At 61.1% G+C, this 15,088-nt stretch carries 16 protein-coding genes; 7 read left to right on the top strand and 9 right to left on the bottom strand.

All coding sequences use genetic code 11. The features are described from left to right. Window positions 1-65: 65 nt before the first annotated feature. The 3 genes from M5G20_RS26850 to M5G20_RS26840 form a co-directional block, all read right to left on the bottom strand. Window positions 66-1,037 (bottom strand): L,D-transpeptidase family protein, encoded by a 972-nt coding sequence (locus M5G20_RS26850; RefSeq protein ID WP_273921684.1) that lies wholly within the window; start codon window positions 1,035-1,037, stop codon window positions 66-68. Between the two features lie 103 nt (window positions 1,038-1,140). After that, a complete protein-coding gene (locus tag M5G20_RS26845; RefSeq protein WP_003226812.1) occupies window positions 1,141-1,434 on the bottom strand; it encodes a hypothetical protein in 294 nt (97 codons plus the stop codon). A gap of 56 nt (window positions 1,435-1,490) precedes the next feature. Next, window positions 1,491-2,096 carry an arylesterase gene (locus M5G20_RS26840; RefSeq protein ID WP_273921683.1) on the bottom strand — a complete coding sequence of 202 codons (606 nt, stop codon included), beginning with the start codon at window positions 2,094-2,096 and terminating at the stop codon, window positions 1,491-1,493. Between the two features lie 10 nt (window positions 2,097-2,106). Here M5G20_RS26840 and M5G20_RS26835 point away from each other — a divergent pair, with 10 nt between their 5' ends. The 3 genes from M5G20_RS26835 to greB are packed head-to-tail and all read left to right on the top strand — an operon-like array spanning window position 2,107 to window position 5,826. Then, entirely contained in the window at window positions 2,107-2,790 is a 684-nt protein-coding gene (locus tag M5G20_RS26835) for an ABC transporter ATP-binding protein (protein WP_007955651.1), read from the top strand. Next, window positions 2,790-5,294, top strand: a complete 2,505-nt coding sequence (locus M5G20_RS26830; RefSeq protein WP_273921682.1) for an ABC transporter permease — start codon at window positions 2,790-2,792, stop codon at window positions 5,292-5,294. The genes M5G20_RS26835 and M5G20_RS26830 overlap by 1 nt, the downstream gene beginning before the upstream one ends. 34 nt (window positions 5,295-5,328) lie before the next feature. Continuing rightward, on the top strand, window positions 5,329-5,826 hold the full coding sequence (greB, locus tag M5G20_RS26825; RefSeq protein ID WP_034150173.1) for a transcription elongation factor GreB: 498 nt from the start codon (window positions 5,329-5,331) through the stop codon (window positions 5,824-5,826). 8 nt (window positions 5,827-5,834) lie between these two features. On the opposite strand, the gene M5G20_RS26820 is transcribed toward greB, so the two are convergent. The 3 genes from M5G20_RS26820 to M5G20_RS26810 all read right to left on the bottom strand — a co-directional run bounded on the left by M5G20_RS26820 (window position 5,835) and on the right by M5G20_RS26810 (window position 8,350). Continuing rightward, on the bottom strand, window positions 5,835-6,143 hold the full coding sequence (locus tag M5G20_RS26820) for a hypothetical protein (protein WP_075949314.1): 309 nt from the start codon (window positions 6,141-6,143) through the stop codon (window positions 5,835-5,837). Between the two features lie 245 nt (window positions 6,144-6,388). Beyond that, window positions 6,389-6,823 carry a DoxX family protein gene (locus tag M5G20_RS26815; protein WP_075949315.1) on the bottom strand — a complete coding sequence of 145 codons (435 nt, stop codon included), beginning with the start codon at window positions 6,821-6,823 and terminating at the stop codon, window positions 6,389-6,391. Window positions 6,824-6,928: 105 nt separating this feature from the next. After that, the gene (locus tag M5G20_RS26810; protein ID WP_273921681.1) at window positions 6,929-8,350 is read right to left on the bottom strand and encodes a transglycosylase SLT domain-containing protein; all 1,422 of its coding nucleotides are present in this window, start codon (window positions 8,348-8,350) and stop codon (window positions 6,929-6,931) included. Between the two features lie 235 nt (window positions 8,351-8,585). Between M5G20_RS26810 and M5G20_RS26805 the strand changes: the two genes are divergently transcribed. From M5G20_RS26805 to M5G20_RS26795, 3 genes are all read left to right on the top strand, one after another. Beyond that, a complete protein-coding gene (locus M5G20_RS26805) occupies window positions 8,586-9,401 on the top strand; it encodes a TatD family hydrolase (RefSeq protein ID WP_273921679.1) in 816 nt (271 codons plus the stop codon). Between the two features lie 117 nt (window positions 9,402-9,518). Beyond that, complete coding sequence (locus tag M5G20_RS26800) at window positions 9,519-11,000, top strand: methyl-accepting chemotaxis protein (protein WP_273921678.1); 1,482 nt, start codon at window positions 9,519-9,521, stop codon at window positions 10,998-11,000. A 121-nt stretch (window positions 11,001-11,121) separates the two neighbouring features. Next, window positions 11,122-11,487, top strand: a complete 366-nt coding sequence (locus tag M5G20_RS26795) for an Mpo1-like protein (protein WP_273921677.1) — start codon at window positions 11,122-11,124, stop codon at window positions 11,485-11,487. Here the strand turns inward: M5G20_RS26795 and M5G20_RS26790 are convergent, their stop codons facing one another. The 3 genes from M5G20_RS26790 to M5G20_RS26780 form a co-directional block, all read right to left on the bottom strand. Further along, window positions 11,488-12,285: an acyl-CoA thioesterase gene (locus M5G20_RS26790; RefSeq protein ID WP_273921676.1), complete on the bottom strand. Its 798-nt coding sequence runs from the start codon at window positions 12,283-12,285 to the stop codon at window positions 11,488-11,490. Between the two features lie 127 nt (window positions 12,286-12,412). Beyond that, entirely contained in the window at window positions 12,413-13,180 is a 768-nt protein-coding gene (locus M5G20_RS26785) for a CHAD domain-containing protein (RefSeq protein WP_273921675.1), read from the bottom strand. Between the two features lie 45 nt (window positions 13,181-13,225). Then, window positions 13,226-13,504, bottom strand: a complete 279-nt coding sequence (locus M5G20_RS26780) for a hypothetical protein (protein WP_150732434.1) — start codon at window positions 13,502-13,504, stop codon at window positions 13,226-13,228. Between the two features lie 220 nt (window positions 13,505-13,724). Here M5G20_RS26780 and M5G20_RS26775 point away from each other — a divergent pair, with 220 nt between their 5' ends. Then, complete coding sequence (locus M5G20_RS26775; RefSeq protein WP_273921674.1) at window positions 13,725-14,765, top strand: patatin-like phospholipase family protein; 1,041 nt, start codon at window positions 13,725-13,727, stop codon at window positions 14,763-14,765. The last annotated feature ends 323 nt before the right edge of the window (window positions 14,766-15,088 follow it).

The following is a 15,088-nucleotide window of genomic DNA, read 5'->3' as shown; positions in this document are numbered from 1 at the left end:
CCATGCCTGGCGCACCAATAAAAAACCCGTCGATGCGAGCCGCATCGACGGGTTCCTTTCAAGCGTTACTGCAGTGGGTCCAGCGGTGCACTCGAGACCATCGGAGCAGCAGCGCTCGGTACGCCGATTTCCACCGGCAGGCCATCTTCAGCCGCGACAACATCACGCACCACATCCCAGTTCATGCGCAGGTTGTTGGTGATGTCTTCACGCTTGAGCATGGCGTTGATCACCGCGGTGTGCTTGTCGACCACCGACGGCTCGCCCTTGTCGTCCAGCGGCGTGTGGGCTTCCAGGTAGACCTTGCCGCCACTCCTGCCGAACTTGTAGGAGTCGTTGATAATACGCACCGACGTCCCGACCGGCACCATGCCCGCCATTTCCAGCACGTTGTTGTTGAACATGCGGAAGCAACCGTGGCTGGTGCGCATGCCGATGCCGAATTTCTTGTTGGAACCGTGGATCAGGTAGCCAGGCGTGCCCAGGGTGAACTTGAACGGCCCCAACGGGTTGTCCGGACCGGCCGGCACTACGTTCGGCAGTGGATCGCCATCGGCGGCGTGCTCGGCCTTGATCGACGCTGGAGGCGTCCAGGTCGGGTTCGGCGTCTTGGCGATGATGCTGGTGTGGGCGATCGGCGAGCCCCAGCCTTCACGACCGATACCCAGCGGGAAGGTGTAAACCGTGTTCTTGCCTTTCGGATAGTAGTAGAGGCGATACTCGGCCAGGTTGATGACAATGCCTTCACGCGGCCCCGGCGGCAGGATGAAACGGGTCGGCAGGACGATTTCGGTGCCGGCGCCCGGCAACCATGGGTCGACGCCCGGGTTGGCCGCGACCATTTCCGTGTAGCCCAGGTCGTAGGTGGTGCCAAGGTCAGCGAAGGTATCTTCGTACTTGGCCTTGATCACTTGCACCTGGCCGACGATGTCTTCTCCAGGCGGTGGTAGTGGCAGCTCCAATGCTGCGACGGGACCCGCCACGCAAAGGGCGGCAAGTGTCAGGCAGCGGGTGACGGCAGGAAAGCGCGGCAACATCCGGAAAATCCTTCGCATGATCAACAGAGTGTATAAGACCGCGATTGTACACCGCCGTCCATTATTTCGGGGAGCTGGCCGATAGCTTGCTATCGTTGACGATTTACAGCTCGAACCGCAGCTCGGGCCAGATCGGCGAGGTGCCGCGTTTTTGCGACTCGAGAATCGCCCGACACAGCGAACAAAGACGCTGATCCTGGAACACCCGACGATCAACGCTCGACCAACGCGGCTGCGCCGGCAACAGACTGCCACACAGCGTACGGTCAGCCGAACCACCCAGCTCCAGCTGACGCGTCACAAGATGCACCCGCACTTCCTGGCAGGCGAACAGATCCAGCTGTTCGTCAGGCTCGATCAGTTGATAGGCAAAAAGTGACCAGGCAGGACGCGGCATCGGGGGCTCCAAATCGGGGGCGCCACCTTAGCCGAAAGCCTGCCGCTAGAAAAGTGTCATAACAGCGGTTTTAGAGTAGGCCAGACATTTTCCAGCAACTTGTCCTGAGCCCCGGCCGCCGGGTGTATGCCATCGGCCTGCATCAGGTCGGGATGACCGCCCACGCCGTCGAGAAAAAACGGCACCAGCGGGATTTTTTTCTCGTTGGCCAGGTTGCTGTAAACATCGGCGAAAGCCTTGGTGTAACGAGCACCATAATTGGGTGGCAATTGCATGCCGAGCAGCAACACCTTGGCACCACTGGCTCGAGAGCTGTCGATCATCGACGCAAGATTTTGTTGCAATTGCGTTGGCAGCAATCCACGCAGTCCGTCATTGCCGCCCAACTCAAGGATAACCAACTCCGGTTTATGCTCTGCAAGCAGCGCGGGCAGCCGCGCCTGGCCTCCGGCACTGGTGTCGCCGCTGATGGACGCATTGATCACTTTATCGTCAAAACCTTCGCGCTTGAGCCGCTGCTCAAGCAATGCCACCCACCCCAGCCGGGTATCCAGTCCGAAACCGGCGCTGATACTATCGCCAACGATCAGGACAGTACCCGCCGCTGCGTTCTGGGCCATGCACATCAAGGCCAGGCCAGCACTCAAAAACCACACACGCATCGGATTCTCCATGGGCGCAAGCATTCTCACCGCGAAGAACCTCAGCAAAGTGGTTCCCAGCGCGGAAGGTGAACTGACTATCCTGCACGAACTTAGCCTGGAACTGAACAAGGGCGACAGCCTGGCCATCGTTGGCGCGTCCGGTTCCGGCAAATCCACCCTCCTCGGCCTGCTGGCCGGCCTCGACCTGCCCAGCAGCGGTGAAGTCACCCTCGCCGGCCAGGGCCTGAGTAACCTTGACGAAGACCAGCGCGCGCGCATCCGCGCCGAACATGTCGGTTTTGTTTTTCAGTCGTTCCAGTTGCTCGACAGCCTCAACGCCCTGGAAAACGTCATGCTGCCGCTGGAACTCGATGGCCGCAAGGACGCCCGTAGCCGCGCCACCGAGCTGCTGCAACGGGTCGGCCTGGGCCAACGCCTGACCCACTCGCCCCGCCAGCTCTCCGGCGGCGAACAGCAGCGTGTGGCGATTGCCCGGGCGTTTGCCGCCGAGCCCGATGTGCTCTTCGCCGACGAGCCCACCGGCAACCTCGACAGCCATACTGGTGAGCGCATCAGCGATCTGTTGTTCGAACTCAACAAGGAACGCGGCACGACACTGGTGCTGGTGACCCACGATGAACGCCTGGCACATCGCTGCCGGCGCCTGATCCGTCTTGAAGCCGGCCTGCTGGTCGCCCCTCTGGAGCCTTGATGGCACGTCTGCCGCTGTTGCGCCTGTTCAGCCTCGCCCTCCGCCAACTGCTGCGCGACGCTCGCGCCGGTGAATTGCGCGTATTGTTTTTCGCGCTACTGGTGGCCGTGGCCGCGAGTACTGCCATCGGTTACTTCGGCGCTCGCCTGAACGGCGCCATGATGCTGCGCGCCACCGAATTCCTGGGGGCCGACCTGGTGCTGGAAGGCAGTTCTGCGGCGCGCCCGGAACAGATCAACAGCGGCACCGAGCTGGGTCTCCAACACGCGCAAGTGGTGGAGTTCTCCAGCGTCATCGCCACCGATAACGGCATTCAACTGTCCAGCATCAAGGCTGCCGACGACATTTATCCACTGCGCGGCGAACTGAAAAGCGCCCCGGCCCCCTTCGCCCCGGAAGAACCCGGAGGCGGCCCGAAACCTGGCGAAGCCTGGGTCGAAGCCCGATTGCTGACGGCGTTGAACCTGAAAATCGGCGACAGCATCGATGTGGGCATGAAAACCCTGACAATGACGCGCGTGCTGACCTACGAACCCGACCGCGCCGGCAACTTCTACAGCTTGACGCCGCGCGTACTGATCAACCTCAGCGACCTCGCCGCCACCGGCGTTGTGCAGCCCGGCAGCCGGGTCAGTTACCGCGAGCTCTGGCGCGGCAACGCCGAGACACTGGAAACCTATCGACAACTGATCAAACCCGGCCTGGCCGCCAACCAGCGCATCCAGGATGCCCGCGACGGTAACCGGCAAATTGGCGGCGCGCTGGGCAAGGCTGAGCGCTACTTGAACATGGCCAGCCTGGTCGCGGTGCTGCTGGCCGGTGTCGCCGTGGCACTGTCGGCGACGCGCTTCGCCACCCGCCGCTTTGATGCCAGCGCGCTGTTGCGCTGCCTGGGATTGTCCCGCCGGGAAACCCTGGTGCTGTTCAGCCTGCAACTGACCGTGCTCGGCCTGCTCGCCAGCATCAGCGGTGCCGTTATCGGCTGGCTCGCGCAACTGGGGCTGTTCGCCCTGCTGCATGATTTGTTACCGACTGACGTGCCGCCCGGCGGCCTGTTTCCGGCCCTCGCCGGGATCGGTACTGGCCTGGTGGCGCTGGCCGGTTTCGCCTTGCCGCCACTGGCTGCGCTGGGTCGGGTTCCACCGCTGCGGGTTCTGCGCCGGGACATGCTGCCGATCCCCACCAGCACCTGGATGGTCTACGGCGCTGCATTGGGCGCCCTCGGCCTGATCATGTGGCGACTGAGCCTGGACCTGTTACTGACCTTCGCCCTGCTCGGTGGTGGCGTCGTTGCCGCGCTGGTGCTGGGTGGTTTGTTGTTGTTGTTGCTCAAAAGCCTGCGACGGATGCTCGCCCGTGCGTCCCTGCCGTGGCGGCTGGGGCTGGGTCAACTGCTGCGTCACCCCCTGGCGGCGGCGGGACAATCGCTGGCATTCGGCCTGATCCTGCTGTCGATGGCCTTGATCGCGTTGCTGCGCGGCGAGCTGCTGGATACCTGGCAGAACCAACTGCCGAAAAATGCCCCGAATTATTTTGCCTTGAACATTCTGCCGGGCGACAAACAGGCCTTCGCCGATCGCCTGATGGAACTGTCGGCACAATCGGCCCCGCTGTACCCGGTGGTACCGGGACGCCTGATCAGTATCAACGGTGAGCCGGTGCAGCAACTCGTCACCAAGGAATCCGCAGGTGACCGGGCGATCCAGCGTGACCTGAGCCTGACCTGGGCGGCAGACCTGCCCGCCGGCAACACACTCACCGCCGGCAACTGGTGGCCCGAGCAGGCGCCGGATGACATTCCCGGCGTCTCGGTGGAAGGCAAAGTCGCCGAAAGCCTGAAGCTCAAGTTGGGCGACCATCTGATATTCACCGTCGGCGGGGTTAATCGCGAAGCCAAAGTCACCAGTTTGCGGGATATCAATTGGGATAACTTCCAGCCGAACTTCTTCATGATCTTCCAGCCCGGCACCTTGAAGGACCTGCCGGCGACGTACCTGACCAGCTTCTATCTGGCACCGGGGCATGACCAGCAAATCGTCGACCTGTCCCGGTCTTTCCCGGCCGTGACCATCCTGCAAGTCGAGGCGCTGCTGGAGCAGCTGCGCAGTATCCTTGCCCAAGTCACCCTGGCGGTGGAGTACGTGCTGTTGTTCGTGCTGGCGGCGGGGATGGCGGTGTTGTTTTCCGGCCTGCAAGCGACACTGGACGAACGCATTCGTCAGGGCGCTTTGTTGCGAGCGTTGGGTGCGGAGCGGCAATTGCTGGTCAAGGCACGACGGATCGAGTTCGGTCTGCTGGGCGCGGTCAGTGGCTTGCTGGCAGCGCTGGGCTCGGAAGTGGTGAGCCTGGTGCTCTACCGATATGCGTTCGACCTGCCTTGGCACCCGCATCCGTGGCTCCTGATTCTGCCATTGATCGGTGCAGTGCTGATCGGCGGCGCGGGTGTGTTTGGCACCCGCCGCGCCTTGAATGCCAGCCCGCTGACAGTTTTGCGCGAGGGTTGATAAACTCAAGCGCTCTTAATCACAAGAAGTCGCCATGAGCCGTTACCGCCCTCCCCGCACCGCCGGCACCGCGCTGATCACCCCCGAAGGTGAAGCGCGGATGCGTGCCGAGTTTCATGAGCTCTGGCACGTGCGTCGCCCGCAAGTCACGCAGTCTGTCAGCGAGGCGGCGGCACAGGGCGACCGTTCGGAAAACGCCGAATACACCTACGGCAAAAAGATGCTGCGGGAAATCGACAGTCGTGTGCGTTTTCTTACCAAACGCCTGGAAGCGCTCAAGGTTGTCAGTGAAAAACCCAGCGACCCGAACAAAGTCTATTTCGGCGCGTGGGTCACCATTGAGGACGAGGATGGCAAAGAGTCACGCTATCGCATCGTCGGGCCGGATGAGCTGGATCTGAAGCAAGGCCTGATCAGCATCGATTCGCCGCTGGCCCGCGCCTTGATCGGCAAGGCACTGGACGCGGAAGTGCGGGTCCAGACGCCGACCGGCGAACAATGCGTGTATATCGTGGCGATCGATTATCCGTAAGTCGCCGCTCAGCGACGGGTAATCAGCCCTTGCCGGGCGACACGGGTCAGTTGCTTGATGACTTCGTGGGCGTCTTCAAGGCTGGGCGATTGAATCACCGCCAGATCAAAACTGTCGCTGGCAAAACGGGCCAGGGATTCGCCGTCTTCAACGAACTGGATCAGGAACGCAGCCGGACCGCCAGTACGACGTGGCCAGCCATCGAGATAACGCAAAAGCGTTGGCTGATGTTTGCCGCCAAGGAGGATTTTCGGGTTGCGCTGGGTGAGATGTGCCGTGATCGGCGCGGGACGTACTACAGGGCTTAGTGCATTCATCGTGTCGTGTCTCTGCCTCAAAAGTCTGCATGGCAGGTGAGAGGCAACACCGAACCAGCGCTTTAGCGGTATTTCGAAGCTTGCTTCAAGCTTCTATCGGCAACGGAATGAGTCACCTGGCGCCCCGCAAGTAGCTGTTTAAATCGGCGCATGGGCAGCATCCTAGAGAAGCTGACCGAACAGTGTCAAGAATGACGCACACAAAAAAGGCCCGCAATGCGGGCCTTTTCGTTGAGCCAGAGCGGTCAGCCCGCGATGGCACGGTCTGCCGAGAGCTTGCCGGCGCCTTCGATCAGCACCGCGATGCTGCCACCGAGCAGAGCGAGGGCGAACTCATAACCGTTGTTGGCCATAAACAACCCGTTGCTGATATGCACCGAGAAAATCGCCACCAGGGAAAGGAAGGTCAGGCCCAGCGCTGCCGGACGAGCCAGCAGGCCAATGATCAGCGCCAGTCCGGCGAAGAACTCCGTACCGCCGGCCAGCGTCGCCATCAGGTAGCCCGGCGCCAGGCCGATGCTTTCCATGTATTGCGCGGTGCCCGCCAGGCCGTAGCCACCAAATGCCCCGAACAGTTTCTGCGAGCCGTGGGCAGCGAAGATGATGCCGACGACAATCCGCAAAACAGTCAGGCCGTAGCCAGCGCGGGTAAACAGTACCTTGTTGATCAGTGTGCTCATGCTGTGTCATCCATTGAGAGTTTGTGTGTTGGTTGGCCGCTATATTAATCAGTAAATCTCATGTTAAAAGCGCAAAAAACCCACCTTAACAATCAGTTTATTCGATCACTTACGAAGGGCAACTTTTTGCCCCCGGGGCTCCAACGACTCCCGCTCCCGATCGAACGCCAGGTAATACTTGTTCACGCTATTAACATAGCTGACAGGCCCCATTCCCACCTGCTCCATGGCAACGCGCTCGACCTGGAAAAACCACTGGTTCGGATTCAAGCCCCGTCGCCGCGCCTCGGCACGCATCCCTTGAACCCGCTCCGGGCCGATGTTGTAGGCCGCCAGCACGAACGCCATGCGCTCGCGCTCGTTGAGCTTGGGGCTGGCGAAAAACTTGCGACGAATCATCGCCAGATACTTGGCCCCGGCCTGCACATTGGCATCGAGGTCCTGAATGTTGCTGACCCCTACCCGTTGGGCCGCTGAAGGCGTGATCTGCATCAGCCCCGTCGGCGCGCCGCCGCTGCGGGCCGTAGGTCTCAAGCCTGACTCCTTGAACGCCAGCGCTGCCAGGTTCAGCCAGTCCATGCCTTGGGCGTCAGCATGTTTTTGCAGTACCGGGCGAAGCTTCTCCAGACGCTGTCGGTCAGCCTTGGCCAGGGGATAGTGAACCCGGTACAAGCGTCGATAGATCCGCAGGAAGGCCGCATCCTGATCCGACGGTTTTTTGTAACCGACAAGAAAGCGATCGATGCTGGCCCGCAGCATGGATGCCTCGCGACGCACGAACCAGAACTCTTCGCCCGGCTCGCTGATGAGCACCTGTCGATCGACACGCAATTTCGGCAGGATCTTGCCCCAGCGCTCGGCGATCGGTTGTTCGACGATGGTCAGGTGAAAGATCCCGCCCTGAACCATCTCCAGCACGTCTTCGACCGCCAGACTGGGGTCGACCCATTCGATGATGATCGGTGGCAGTTTGTGCAGCGCGAGCTTTTGATTGATCTGGCTGATGGCATCCCCGGCGGCACTGCCCGTCGGCAGCGCCAGGGTTTTACCTGACAGCTGTTCGAGCCGGGTGTAACGGCGCTCGCCTTTGATGCCTACCAGCACCAACGGAATGTTGCTGGCCACCGGTTCGCTGCTGCTGACGGCGTAACCGGGTTGCAGGTCGAGCAGCTCGCCAGGCGCCACAAGATCACCTTCCCCACGCTGCAATGCGCCGAGCAGTTGATCCTTGGCTTTGGGAATGATCTTGAGGCTGATTTCCTGACCGTCACGGGCGTGACCATTGAGGTATTGCTCAAAGGCGCGCAAACGATGGTATTCGACGCCGATGGCCTGGCCCTGGACTTCACCGGAGCTGTTGCGGCTCTGATTGACCAGCACCCGGAGCACTCGACTGCTGCGGATTTCCGTGAGGTCTCGGACCTTGGCGGCCGGCACGGCTTGCAGCGGGCCGGGCAGACGCGCAACCGCCGACATCGGCAGCAGCAGCGCACCACACAGCAATAGCAAAACCGAGGGACGAATCATCCACTCTCCGGAAAGAATTCGGGTTGATCCCATGAGTTTTTTCATGAGATCAAACGACAACAACAGAGCGCCTGAGCGCTGGCAAAGCGGGAAAGACTGGCACAGTGATGGCATTCTTGACCATCCCGCACGGTCCCGCGGCTCAAAAGACAGCTATAACTCGTTGTAGTTCTTGGCTTTTCTTATAAATCTGCAGCTCTGATATGCTTTCCGGCCTTTGGTCCGAGGTAGCACCATGCAACTCATCGATATCGGCGTCAACCTGACCAACCCCAGTTTTGCCGACAAACACCAGGCTGTACTCGACCGCGCCTATGCTGCTGGCGTGTGCCAATTGGTATTGACCGGCACCAGTGTCGAAGGCAGCGAGCAAGCGCTTGAGCTGTGCGGGCAGCTGGATGAAAGCGCGCAACGGCTGTTCGCCACCGCCGGCATTCACCCCCATTCGGCCAGTGACTGGAATGCCGACAGTGAGCGTCGCCTGCGCAGCCTGCTCAAAGAACCGAATGTGGTCGCCGTGGGTGAATGTGGCCTGGATTTCAATCGCGATTTCTCACCGCGCCCACAACAGGAAAAAGTCCTGGAAGAACACCTGGCGATGGCCGTTGAACTGCAAATGCCGGTGTTCCTGCACGAGCGGGATGCCAGTCAGCGTCTTCTGGAAATCCTGCGCGACTACCGCGATCAACTGCCCGCTGCCGTGGTGCACTGCTTCACCGGGGAAAAGTCTGCGCTGTTCAGCTACCTCGATCTGGATTTGCACATCGGCATCACTGGCTGGATTTGTGATGAGCGCCGGGGCACGCATCTGCATCCACTGGTCAAAGAGATCAAGCGCGGACGCTTGATGCTCGAGAGTGATGCCCCGTACCTGCTGCCGCGCAGTTTGCGGCCGAAGCCGAAGAATGGCCGCAATGAGCCGGCGTATCTGACCGAGGTGTTGCGTGAAGTGGCGTTGCATCGTGGGGAGAGTGAGGACGATCTGGCGGCGCACACGACCGCGTGTGCACGGGCGTTTTACGGACTGCCCTGCATTTCCCAGTCAGCATGATTCCCCGTGGGAGCGCCTGCTCGCTCACACATTGATCCATATCAACTCCCCGTTTCTGCATAGCGGCACAATAATGGCACCTTGCCAATGCTGTTTCCGCTATCAGAGAAAACCTCCATGGGTGCCTGGCTTAGCAATATCTCGCTGAAATACAAATTCTGGGCGGTGAACGCCGTCGCCTTCGTCACCACGTTGCTGCTGGTGCTCTACGCCGTGCAGCTCGAACAACAGGCCCGCAACCATGCCGCGCAGCGATCGGCTCAGGCACAAGCGCGATTATTGGGTGCATGGCCCGTCGGTCAACCGCTGCCCCAAACCGAAAATCTGCTGACATTCAGTCGCGGTCAGGCACCGTTGCTCAACGGGCAGCCGGCGTTGGAGCTGGCCGATGCCAAGGGCTGGGTCGAGATCAACGCGATGCCGTTGTTCGGTGACAACCTGTTGATTGGCGCCGAGGTGTTCACGCGCGCGGATGGCCAACAGGTCGCCGTGATTGCCCATGGACCGAGTCTGAGCCAGGTGTTCAGCGAGCGTTTGGTCAACTATGCGGTGGCGGTGTTCGTGTTGATGCTGGCCATGCTCGGCGCCTCGCAGTTGTTGATCCGCTTCCTGCTCAGTCAGCTCAATACCTTGAAGGACGTGATGCTTCACGTGGAGAAAACCGGCGACCTGTCGGCCCGCGTTCCGCTGGCCGGCAGCGACGAAGTCGGGCAGATGGCGAACGCCTTCAATGCCATGCAGGCCGGTTATCAACGGGTGGTCAACACCGTTGCCAGCACTGCACGCCAACTCGATGACGGCGCCGCACGACTGGCAACCAGCATGAACGAAGTGCAGCACGGCATGCTGGGTCAACAGAGTGAAACCGATCAGGCCGCCACCGCCATCAATGAAATGACCGCCACCGTCTACCACATCGCCCAACACGCCGGTGCCACCCGCGATTTGTCGCAATCGGCCGACACCCTGGCCGGCAGCGGGCAGGCGGTGGTCATGCGTGTGCAGAAGTCGATTGCCGGGTTGTCCACCGGGGTGCAGCAGACCGCCGAGATGATTCAGCGGCTGGCCGAGGACAGTCAGAAAATCAACGGCGTGGTCAATGTGATTCACAGCATTGCCGAGCAGACCAATCTACTGGCGCTCAACGCGGCGATTGAAGCAGCCCGTGCCGGTGAAATGGGCCGGGGGTTTGCGGTGGTCGCCGATGAAGTGCGCAACCTGGCCAAGCGCGTGCAGGCGTCGACGGATGAAATCACCGTGATGGTTTCGGCATTGCAGGCCGGGACGCGGGATGCCGTGGACTTCATGCAGGAAAGCTCGTTCAGGGCTGACGATTGCGTGCAACAGGCCCAGGAGGCTGGCGCGGCGTTGGCGCAAATCACCGGCGCCGTAGCGCAGATGCGTGAAAGCAATACGCAGATCGCCGTGGCGGCGGAACAACAGAGTCAGGTAGCGGAGGAAATGAACCGTGCGGTGGTGAGCATCCGCGATGTGACCGAAAACACCGTGCAGCAGACGGTCAGTTCGGCGACGACCAGTCATCAACTGGCGGCGCTGGCCGCAGAGTTGAGCAAGGCCATCGGGCAGTTGAAGCTTTAAAGGGCGGCGATCTTTTTTGCCCATTACACCTATCACCGCCATAGCCAACCTTGATTCGCCGCCCGCCTCGGCCGGGCCTATTCTTCAAGCATGTGTTCAACATGGATCGAGGATTAGCATCATGGGCAAACGTCACCCCAACCTTCCCGCCTGGCAATGGCGTGCCTACCCGAACAATCATCAGCACCCGACTAACCTGGTGCTGCACCTGATTGCCGTGCCGCTGTTCATCGTGGCGTTTCTGTTGATTGTGTCCGGCGTGTTCGGCCTGAATCTGGCGAACGTTGCCATCGGCATCATCGGGGTGATCGCGGCACTCGGCTTGCAACGCCATGGTCACAGCCTGGAAAGCCAAGCATCGGAACCGTTCAGTGATCGCAAAGATGCCGTCTCACGCCTGCTGGTCGAGCAGCTCCTGACCTTCCCGCGATTTTTCCTCAGTGGCGGCTGGTGGCGTGCCTGGCGTGAACGCCACCGTCGTCACTGATCAGGCGAACACCGTCACCGTTTGCCGGCTCATGGCGATCAATCGCCCTTGGGCGTCCCACATTGTCGCGGCGGCGTGGCCGTAGCCGTTGGCGGCATATTCGGTTTCGACCAGGTACTTGCACCATTCCAGGGTGCTCAGCTCAAGCAACGGCTGCACGAACTCGATGGTCCAGGTCAGCGTGCTGCCCATTGCCGGTTTTTTCAGAAACGGCATCACGGCCGGTGGCCAGGCGTCCACCAGTGCCAGAATGTGCGATTCAGTGATCGCTTCTTCCTTCACGTCACCCCGCAAGCGCACCCACCCCCCCATCTGGCGCGATGTGCTACCGCTGAACGGCAGCCCGCCGACGCTCCAGCGCATCGCCAGATGACGCATGAACTCCGGGACGACGCCTGCGATGAACGGCAGCTCCTGGCACTCGTCCCAGTGCTTCATCTCGGGCGCCGGCTCGGCCTGTACCGCCACTTCAGAGGGACGCGAGGCGCCGAAGCTGCCCTGAATCAACGTCACCACCTGCCCCTTCTGCATCGCACGCCCCAGCACCTGGCTGACAGCCTTGCCTTCGCGCAGCACGTCGACTTCAAAACTGACAGGGACTTCCGGTTCGACCGGGCCTACGAACGTAATCGCCAGCGAGCGCACCAGCCGATCCGCCGGAACCTTTGCGCGCATGGCTTCGTACTGCAGGGCCGCCACCAGGCCTCCGAAACTGGCACGTCCCTGAGCCCAACCGGCCGGGATGGTCAGCTCCAGTGGTTGACGGCGGACGGCGTCGAGCAGGTCGCAAAAGCGCATGAAAACCTCGGAAACAGGAAAAAGATGCAGGGATATTAACCAGCCGGCGGAGGCTGTACAGCGCGCATTCCGGCCAAATTGACTGACAGATGGGCCGTCCCCCCTACAGGAGCGACCGCAAGGGAGTTCAGGGTTTGAAGCAGTCGGCGCTGAGCTTGTCCAGCACGCGGTCGGCGCGCTGTTCGGCCTTGGCCATGGCGGTGTGCCAACCGGCAACGCAAGGGCGCAAATCCGCTTCCTGCTCGGCAATGGCCAGCCATTGCAGGCAGTCGTGCCAGTCGCCCAACGCACCTTGCGCCGATTTCAATCGGGGCATGGCCGCTTTCGGCAAGCGATCCAGTTCGGGATAAGCGTCGATGCCATAGCGCACGCGCTTGATCAGCAAGCGCAGGCGATGGCGGTCATGGGCGGGGTCGTGCAGGGCCTGGTCGAGTTTCTTCCACTGCTTGCCCAGGCGTTTCTCAATGCGCTTGCCCAATCCCTTGAGCAAACCCTGACGCTGAGAGGCCCGCAGAAAACGTGGGAAGGCATCAAGGATGACCAGCAATTGCGCCAGTTCGGTACTGCTCGCCACGGCCGGATAAGCCGCCGCCATCTGCGCCAGACGCCGTTGTGCCGCTTCGGGTTGGTCGTGCTGGACCAGGTACGCGGCCAATACTTCGCGATCACGCCAGGGCGTGGTCAGGTCGCCGACGCCCGATGCCGCCGTTTCCAGCTGCTCGACGCCGGGCAATCCGCGTAACGGTCGCAGAAGGCTGCGCAGACGGCGCACCGTGGTGCGCAGGTCGTGCAAGGCCTCAGGGTCAGTCCGGGCAGTCAAGCGCGCCTGACAGGCCAGGAGACGAACTTCCAGGCCCAGAACATGAGCCACCAATCGATCAACCAATGCCGACATCACTTGCTCCCTGACTCGAATGTCCCTGTAGTCCTACATCATGCCTCAACGGCCGGCGCGTGACTCACCAATATAGAAGCGCGCCTTCTGGGCCTTCTTGGTGCAGCCTTCGAACCCTTCGAATTGTTGCTGGGTCTTAGCCGCGGTCAGCAGCGACAGGGCCTTGGAATAACTGACGGTCCCGGCGAAGCCCTCGGCCTTGGCCAGGTCCAGCTCACGCCAGGCGGCGTCGAGGTTGCTACCGCAGCTGTCGCGATAGGCAGTTTTACCGGCGCAACCGGCGAGTGCCAGGGCAATCAATGGCACACAAATCCAGGCTTTCATCACACACACCTCAGAGATAGGAAAACAGTCATGCTGGTAGGACGGTCTGGCACGGGAAAAGTGCCGTCCATCGCCAGCGCAAACTATAGCTGAGCGAGAATAACCATCTGCCACCACGGAGTGTCGAAAAAACGACGCGTTCGCCGCCCCGAGCGACTTTGCCGATTGAAGCGAGCCCCCGGATGGGTGCATTGTTGAACCATTCAAACGAGGGCGATCAATGAAAAAGCGTGTCGCACTGGTGTTGGGCTCGGGTGGAGCCCGGGGTTATGCGCATATCGGCGTCATCCAGGAAATCGAACGGCGTGGCTACGACATCGCCTGCATCGCCGGGTGTTCCATGGGCGCGGTGGTTGGCGGGATCTACGCCGCCGGCAAGCTCGATGAATATCGCGACTGGATCGAGAGCCTGGATTACCTCGATGTGTTGCGCCTGGTGGATGTCAGTTTTCGTCTGGGGGCGATCCGTGGGGAAAAGGTCTTCGGGCAGATCCGCAAGATCGTCGGCGAGATCAATATCGAAGACCTGCGCATCCCCTACACGGCGGTGGCCACTGACCTGACCAACCAGCAGGAAATCTGGTTCCAGGAGGGTTGTCTGCATCAGGCCATGCGCGCCTCGGCGGCAATTCCCAGCCTGTTCACCCCGGTGATGCAGGGCAATCGCATGTTGGTGGATGGCGGCATTCTCAACCCGCTGCCGATCGTGCCGGTGGTGTCGAGCCATTGCGATTTGATCATCGCGGTCAACCTCAACTCCACCAACCAGCGTCACTATCAGTTGCCGGTGATCGAGCGCCCCGCCGCGTTCAAGAGCCGTTTCAACAGTCTGATCAGTTCCCTCGGTTCGAAAATGCCGTTCCGGCGTACTCAGGCCGAGCAGTTGCTGCGGCTGGAGAAGGAAGCGTTGATGGCCCAAGCGGCCGAGATCAATCCCTGGATCGAATCTGCCGAACCCGAAGCGCAACAACCGGCAGCGGCGCCGGAGCATGCCGGCGCGCCAAAGTCGGCGACCGGATCGTTCATCATCGACAACGTCGGTCCGGCGTCTTTGCTGGACTTGATCAACCAGAGTTTCGAGGTCATGCAGACGTCGTTGGCGCAGTACAAGATTGCCGGTTATCCACCGGACATTCTGATCAACGTGCCGAAGCGGGTATGCCGGTTTTTCGAGTTCTACAAAGCACCGGAATTGATCGCGCTGGGGCGGGAGATTGCGCGGGATACGCTGGACCGGTATGAGAGTGAGCGCGATTCCTGAGTTCTCGGGTGCACGAGAGGGCCTCATCGCTGGCAAGCCAGCTCCCACAGGATGTGCGTGAAGTCCGGATGTGTGGTCACCACAAAACACTGTGGGAGAGTGAGCGGGACTCTTGAGTTCTCGGGTGCACGCGAGGGCCTCATCGCTGGCAAGCCAGCTCCCACAGGATGTGCGTGAAATCCGGATGTGTGGTCACCACAAAACACTGTGGGAGAGTGAGCGCGATTCCTGAGTTCTCGAGTGCACGAGAGGGCCTCATCGCTGGCAAGCCAGCTCCCACAGGATGTGCGTGAAATCCGGATGTGTGGTCACCACAAAACACT

Origin of the sequence: Pseudomonas sp. TNT2022 ID1044 (genome assembly GCF_028656895.1) — a bacterium.
Classification (GTDB): Bacteria; Pseudomonadota; Gammaproteobacteria; order Pseudomonadales; family Pseudomonadaceae; genus Aquipseudomonas; species Aquipseudomonas reinekei.
This window is presented reverse-complemented; position numbering and strand designations above follow the sequence as displayed.